Genomic DNA, 6435 nt, shown 5'->3' on the forward strand with positions numbered 1-6435 from the left:
CAACTTCTGCCCCGTGATGGGAAAGTTCTCCACGGCCCGGAGCGTGTGCACACCCCAGTACGCCCCGGCCGGAACATCCCGGTCCCCCAGCAAATCATGCTCAGACCGGACACCGGTTGCTGCGGTGTTTACGGCGGTTTCGATGGTAGTCATGTGTCCTTACAGGGCTTCGTTGACGGGTACGGACGGTTGGTTCAGGAAGTCGGTTGCCTGCAGCAGGCCCACTTGACGGCCACCGCCGACAACCGGGGAGGTTGCGATCGCCGAGAGCGGCTCGACGTCCACGCCGATGGCCTCAAGGAGTTTCACGGTGGCTGGCATGCGGGCACGGTCGCCGCCGTCGGAAATCTTCACGGCAACGGCGCTGCCATCTGCCAGGCCCACCAGCTGCACGCCTTCGAAGCCGTCCTTGGCCACAGAGCCCGGAAGCAGGCGCATCAGTCCGGTGACGTCGCGACCTTCCCCGGCCACCATTTCGGGGTGGCGCTGCATGGCGAGTCCGACGGCGGCTTCCGCACTTTGGAAAGCCGGCCCGCCGTCGTCGTCTCCGGCCAGGGCGTCCGCGGCAGCGTGGGCGATGCGGCCGAAGGCGCGGGCCATGCCGCGCAGCGTCAGGGCAAAGAGCGGCGTGCCGCAGCCGTCGGTGCTGAGCGCGAAGGGCTCCTCACCGGTGAGCTCGAGGACCGTCCCGGCAACCAGCTGCTGCAACGGGTGGGAGGGATCCAGGTAGCCCCGGACCGGCCAGCCGTTGATCAGGCAGGTCGCGGCCATGGCTGCGTGCTTGCCGGAGCAGTTCTGGGTGAGCTGGGTGGCCCCGCCGCCGTTCCGCAACCATTCTTCACGCTCGGCCACGCCGTACGGCAGGTCCAAGCTGTTCTCAAAGTCATTGACGCTCAGGCCGTGCAGCTCGAGGATGCGCAGCGCCCCATCGCGGTGCTCTGCCGCGCCGGAATGGCTGGCCGCGGCCAGGGCCAGGAGGTCCGCCGGCAAGTCGAGCCCGGCGCGTACCATGGCGACGGCCTGAAGTGGCTTGAGCGAGGACCGGGGATAAAACGGGGTGAGGGGATCGCCCGCGGAGGCCACCGTTGAACCGTCTGCCGCAACAGCGATCGCCGATCCATAGTGCACGCTTTCCACGAGGCCGTCACGGACGGCTGCAACCAGGGGCTCGTGCGTGGGAAGCAAAACGGCAGTGTGGGCAGCGGAAAACACGGGGGAGGGCATGGGGTCCTTGGAGGCTTGTTGTGGTTAGTTGCTGAGAATGGAGTCGAGGGCGAGGCCCACGGCCTGAAGGTGGCGGGCCATGGCGGCACGCGCTTTTTCGGCGGAACCGGCCTCGATGGCGGCCAGGATCTCCTGGTGTTCCACATCCGAGGCGTGCTGCCGGTCGGCCACCATGTTCAGTGTCTCGGACTGGTGGGCCAGGGCGTCGCGGATGTCAGCCACGACGCTGGCGAATACCTTGTTGCCGCTGGCGCGGGCAATGGCGGCGTGGAAGCTCGAGTCCAGGGCAACCCAGGACTCCGGATCGGTTTCCGTGGCCATTGCGGCAACGATGTCCCGGAGGGTTTCGAGCTCGTCGTCGTTGCGGCGCTCTGCGGCCAGCCCGGCTGCGGGAACCTCAATATGCGGACGCGCCTCGGTCAGGTCCCGGGCCGAATACTGGCCCAGAGTGAGATCATTGGCCACCTTGTTGGCGACCACGAAGGTTCCCCTGCCCGTTTTGGTCACCGTGAGACCCAGCGCGGTGCAGGAGCGCAGCGCCTCCCGGATCACCGAACGGCTAACGCCGTACTGCTGGGAAAGCGTGGCTTCCGAACTGAGCTTGCTGCCCACTGTCAGCCGTCCGGACTCGATGTCCTGGCGGATAGCGTTGAACACTGCTTCGGCAGCACTAAGCCGTGCGAGCGGAAGGGATGCAGGCTGTCCTGCTGTCCGGCTGTCTGACAGGTTCACGCCTTAAATATGGCACTGGTCACAGTTGCTGTCAAGCCTTCCCTATTCCTGCCGCCGGCCGGCCGCACGCCGCCGCTCCCGCCGCCGTCGGGAGCGGACGTGCCATGCGATGAGGGCTGCTACCGCCACTATGGCAACGACGACGGCGAGGTCCCGGCCGGCTGCCTTGGCGACGGCCTCGTAGGAAGTGCCCGCGAGGAAACCCAGCAGGACGAAGCCGATGCCCCAGACAATCCCGCCCGCTGCGTTGTAAGCGAGGAACCGGCCGTAGGGCATTCGCGACGTGCCGGCCAGGGCGGGCATAACAGCCCGGAAGAAGGCGGTGAATCGGCCCAGGAAAACTGCGGAACCGCCCCTGCGGCGGAGGAAGTCCTGGGCGTTCTCGAGCCTCCCGGAATGGCGGCGCAGCGCCTTTGCCCTCATGATGCGCGTGCCCAGATGCTTGCCCACCTCATAGCCGACGCTGTCGCCAACGATGGCGGCGCCGACCACGAGGACCATCATGATGCCCAGCTGGACCTCGCCCCGGCTCGCTACCACTCCGCCCAGGACGGCCGCCGTCTCGCCTGGAATGACGAATCCGATGAAGAATGCGTCCTCGGCAAATACCAGGCAGAAGACCGCAATGTACGCCACCAGCGGGCTGATGTTCAGGAGGCCATCAATAAATCCTGTCATGGCAGGAGATCAGCCTTCAGGAGCCGGGGCAATACGGCGGCTGCAGCCTCCGCTGGGGATGCTGGCTGTGGGGAACGTTTGGGATGGGACGTCAAGGTTCAACTGGTCTTTCGCCGGTCAGGTACCTACGAGTATGCCCACTTGCTCCTGAAAAGTCGCTGGTAGTTCGGATTTCCCGTTATTCAGCTGCAAAGGGCCGGAACGGTGCCGACGTCGCCTGCAATCTATCCGTACCCGCCCGGCACGATCGTGCCGATACGGTCCCTGTTTTTCGCGCCTGCGCGGCGGTAGAGTGTGGGAAAAGTGCCAACCGGAACGTTCGTGCCTAGAAAGGTTTGCCATCAAACCGTCCTTTTCCGATCACCTTGCGGCCGAAGTCCGTGCGCGCCGCGCCGTCCTACGGCTGACGCAGCACGATCTCGCCCAGCTGGCCGGAGTGTCTGAGCGGTTCGTCCGGTTCGTGGAACAGGGCAAACCGAGTGTTCAGCTCGACTCACTCCTGGCATTGCTGGACACGCTCGGCCTGGAGCTCCAACTGGTCACCCGCACCCACGCCGCCGCCAGGGGTGGAGCCGCGGAAGGCCCAGGAGCGGACAGGCCGTGAGGCACCGCATCGCGGACATCTATAAAGCGGGAGTCCTCGCCGCACGGCTCGAACGGCACGACGGCGGAACCAAGTTCAGCTATCTGCCCGCCTACCTGCAAAGCGGTGGTCCCGCCGTCGCCACCTCACTGCCGCTGACCAGCGGACCTGTACTCTCGGGTGCTGGAGCAGCCCCACCGTATTTCACCGGCCTGCTGCCGGAGGGCCGCCGCCTCAACGCGCTGCGGCGTTCCATTAAGACCAGTGCGGACGATGACCTGTCCCTGCTGATCGCTGCCGGCGGCAATCCGGTAGGAGATGTCCAGATTGTGGGGCATGGGGAATCCTTGAACCGGGACGAACATGCGGTCCAGCTGGATCCGCAGCTCATTTTGGACTTCGACCAGCTGCTGGGCGATCCGGACCTCATAGATCCCGTGGCCCTGGCGGGGGTGCAGGACAAGCTCTCCGCCGGAATGATTTCGGTTCCTGTGGCGAGTACGGGACGCCAATACATCCTCAAACTCAACGCACCCGAGTTCCCGCATGTGGTGGAGAACGAGTTCGTGATGTTCCGCTACGCCGCGAAGCTTCGGATCCCGCTCAGCCCCGTCCAGCTGATCCGTGATGTTGCCGGCCGGCCCGGACTGCTGGTTGAGCGCTTTGACCGCGTCCCCGGACCTGTCATATCTCCGGATAACGGGCCCGGCGACGTGCAGCGTCTCGCGGTGGAGGACGGGGCCCAGGTGCTGAAGCTTTACCCGGCGGATAAGTACAACGTGGGGTACGGCCAGGTTTGCCACGCCCTCGCGGACCACTGCTCGGCGCCGCTTCCCGCGCTCCGGAACCTGGCAATCCAAGGGGCCTACGCCTGGCTGACCGGCAACGGAGACCTGCACGCAAAGAACGTATCGATGGTTCAACAGCCACACGGCGAGTGGACCATCGCACCCGTGTACGACATTCCCTCCACTGTGGTTTACGGCGATAAAACCCTTGCCCTGACCCTTGGCGGAAAGCGGTCCGGGATCTCACGCCGCCAGTTCCTCGGCTGGGCCTCGGCGCTGGGACTGACCGACCGCGCGGCCGCCCACGTAGTCGAGATCGCCCTGAAGGCGTCGGGCCCCCTGATCGCCGATCTGGAATCAGGGACGGCTTTCCGTGCATTGAAGGGAGCCGGGACAAAAGCTAACGACGACGGCGGCTCGCCCTTTCCTGACCCGGTCACCAGGGCGTGGGTCAAGGAGTTGAAGCACCGCCGCAGGCTGATGGAAGGCTGAGCGGTCTCAGCCGGATTCGTACCACCGAAGCACGCGCAAGGCCCGGAGGGTGTTCCACCGGCTTGGTTGTCCATCTCCGTCTTCCAGCTCGAAGTGGACCTTGCCGGGGTGGGTGTTCTCCAGCAGCCACCGGCCGTCCGGCTGCGCCTTGGACCTCACGGCTTCGATGGCCTCGTCCATCCGTTTGTCCGGGGTGCCGCCGGCGGCCCGGAAGTAGTCCAGCCCGCGGAGGACGTCGTAGAACCAGCGGGTGGGGTAGGAAAACCGCAGCCAGTCACTGCTGATAAGTTCACGGCTGGATCTGCGTCGCAGCAACCCACGCTCCAGCAGGTATTCTTCCCCACCACGCCGGGCCTTGCGGGATTCAGGTGTTCCCCCAGTGGCCCGCTCATATTCAAGAAGCCCCTCAAGGACGCAGATGGTGGTGTGGAAGGACGAGCTGGTGGACCCTCGTTCGGCTTCGCAGTTCCAGCCGCCGTCGGGCAGCTGTTCGCGGGTTAGCCGCTCCGCGACCTTGTCCACGTTCCGTCCGAAGTAGGCGCCCAATGCCACCGTCATGCCGTTGATGCAGGGTTCGACTTCGCCCTCGAAGAAGAGTTGGTTGCCTTCCTCCCAGCGGCTGTTGTCACGGACCAGTTCGATGGCATGCCGGGCGTCCCGGCTCTCGGGATCCAAGCCAAAGTCCCTCAGGAGTAACAGGCTGTACGTGGTCGCCGTCCACGGTTGGCCGTCGGGATCGTCATCGGCGGCGGGCCAGTACGTGCCGCCGGCCCATTGACCGTCCGTGCCCTGAAGCGCCAAAAGCCTGGCTGCCCAGCCTTCGGCGGCAATGCGCTCCCGCTCTGCCTGAACGTCCTCAGCCGAAGCATCCGCCAGGTCACGCAGGACCTGCCAGCGGATGGCGGGATCGCCGTCGAGCAGCCAATCGAGCACATCCATTGGCGCTGTCCGTTCAGAGGTGCTGGATCCCTGCCCGCTGCATGGCGTCCTTGTAGATCTCCACGTTCTTGGCCAGCAGCTCTTCCTGTTTGGCTTCGGAGACAGCAAAGGCCCGGCCCCCGAGGGCCGTGGCCTTGTAAACCTTGATGCCGCTGTTCTTCAGCGATGAGTGGTAGGTCTTTTCGAACAGAGTGAGGAAGGTGGCGGCGTCCGTGCCATGGGCGATGATGGCCGATACCCGCGAGTTGATCTTGAGGAACTGGCGGAAGGGTCGCAGGCCGTCTGTCTTTTCCTGCACGCTCAATGCCGATGGCATCCCCGGGTCACGGACCCACGGGTAGGCGTTCCAAGGCATAACGTAGCGGGAATCGAGCTCAGCAAGCTCGTAGATCTGGGTGGCGCGGCGGGCGGCTTCGTCATCGTTGTAGTGCGAGACGAAGCCGGACTCGGTGCCCTTTCCCGGGCTTACCTGCAGGCTGACTATCCGGCATTCATCCTCGTCGTGAACCGGGTCGATGTAGGGGACGGTTGAGCCCGGCTTCTTTTCCATCAGTTCGTCGCAAAGCTGGGTTACCTTCGCGATGTTCGGTTCCTGTAGCAGGGCTTTCTTTTCGTCCCAATCAATCGTCACGATTTCTCCCTCAGCAGCAAGGCGTCCAGAAACAGGCGTCTTAGGCCACTCTACGCTTCCGGGCTTGAGGGTGGGCAGGGGAAGTTCTGTCTCCCTTCTGCTGGATACCATGCGCTCACACCCAGGACCGCATCTTATGGGCACGTTTGAGGGCCTTCATCCGGCGCCTCAATCTCCGACGACGGCGGGAGGACTCCTTGGCAGGTACGGCCACAACTCCTGGGAAGGCTGTCCCCGGCAGCGGTGGTGCAGTGGAGCGGTAGGTGTGGCCCGTGGGTGTCCTTGTTTCGACTGAGTGCCTCTGTCCTGGCCGGGTGATTGTCTTTGCGGCCCAGCCTGGTGTTTCTTTGGTGTGGTTGCAGGTTTCG

The 6435-nt window shown here is 64.8% G+C and carries 7 protein-coding genes and 1 pseudogene; 2 read left to right on the forward strand and 6 right to left on the reverse strand.

Annotated features, from left to right (window positions below):
- The 4 genes and pseudogenes from aspA to FNL14_RS21025 all read right to left on the reverse strand — a co-directional run.
- A pseudogene (aspA, locus tag FNL14_RS23705) lies at positions 1 to 153 on the reverse strand (aspartate ammonia-lyase); the annotation flags it as partial.
- A 6-nt stretch (positions 154 to 159) separates the two neighbouring features.
- Entirely contained in the window at positions 160 to 1224 is a 1065-nt protein-coding gene (locus FNL14_RS21015) for an asparaginase (protein WP_142064211.1), read from the reverse strand.
- Positions 1225 to 1248: 24 nt separating this feature from the next.
- Complete coding sequence (locus FNL14_RS21020) at positions 1249 to 1956, reverse strand: FadR/GntR family transcriptional regulator (protein WP_142064214.1); 708 nt, start codon at positions 1954 to 1956, stop codon at positions 1249 to 1251.
- Positions 1957 to 1998: 42 nt separating this feature from the next.
- Entirely contained in the window at positions 1999 to 2634 is a 636-nt protein-coding gene (locus FNL14_RS21025) for a DedA family protein (RefSeq protein WP_142064217.1), read from the reverse strand.
- Positions 2635 to 2926: 292 nt separating this feature from the next.
- Here FNL14_RS21025 and FNL14_RS21030 point away from each other — a divergent pair, with 292 nt between their 5' ends.
- Complete coding sequence (locus FNL14_RS21030; RefSeq protein ID WP_255470952.1) at positions 2927 to 3238, forward strand: type II toxin-antitoxin system Y4mF family antitoxin; 312 nt, start codon at positions 2927 to 2929, stop codon at positions 3236 to 3238.
- Entirely contained in the window at positions 3235 to 4497 is a 1263-nt protein-coding gene (locus FNL14_RS21035) for a type II toxin-antitoxin system HipA family toxin (RefSeq protein WP_142064220.1), read from the forward strand. Before FNL14_RS21030 ends, FNL14_RS21035 begins: the two co-directional genes overlap by 4 nt.
- 6 nt (positions 4498 to 4503) lie before the next feature.
- Here FNL14_RS21035 and FNL14_RS21040 read toward each other — a convergent pair whose 3' ends face one another.
- Together FNL14_RS21040 and FNL14_RS21045 are read right to left on the reverse strand one after the other, a co-directional pair.
- A complete protein-coding gene (locus tag FNL14_RS21040) occupies positions 4504 to 5436 on the reverse strand; it encodes a hypothetical protein (RefSeq protein WP_142064223.1) in 933 nt (310 codons plus the stop codon).
- 13 nt (positions 5437 to 5449) lie between these two features.
- A complete protein-coding gene (locus tag FNL14_RS21045) occupies positions 5450 to 6067 on the reverse strand; it encodes a uracil-DNA glycosylase (protein WP_050057302.1) in 618 nt (205 codons plus the stop codon).
- Between the last annotated feature and the right edge of the window lie 368 nt (positions 6068 to 6435).

It is taken from the genome of Pseudarthrobacter sp. B4EP4b, assembly GCF_006680095.1.
Lineage (GTDB): Bacteria > Actinomycetota > Actinomycetes > Actinomycetales > Micrococcaceae > Arthrobacter.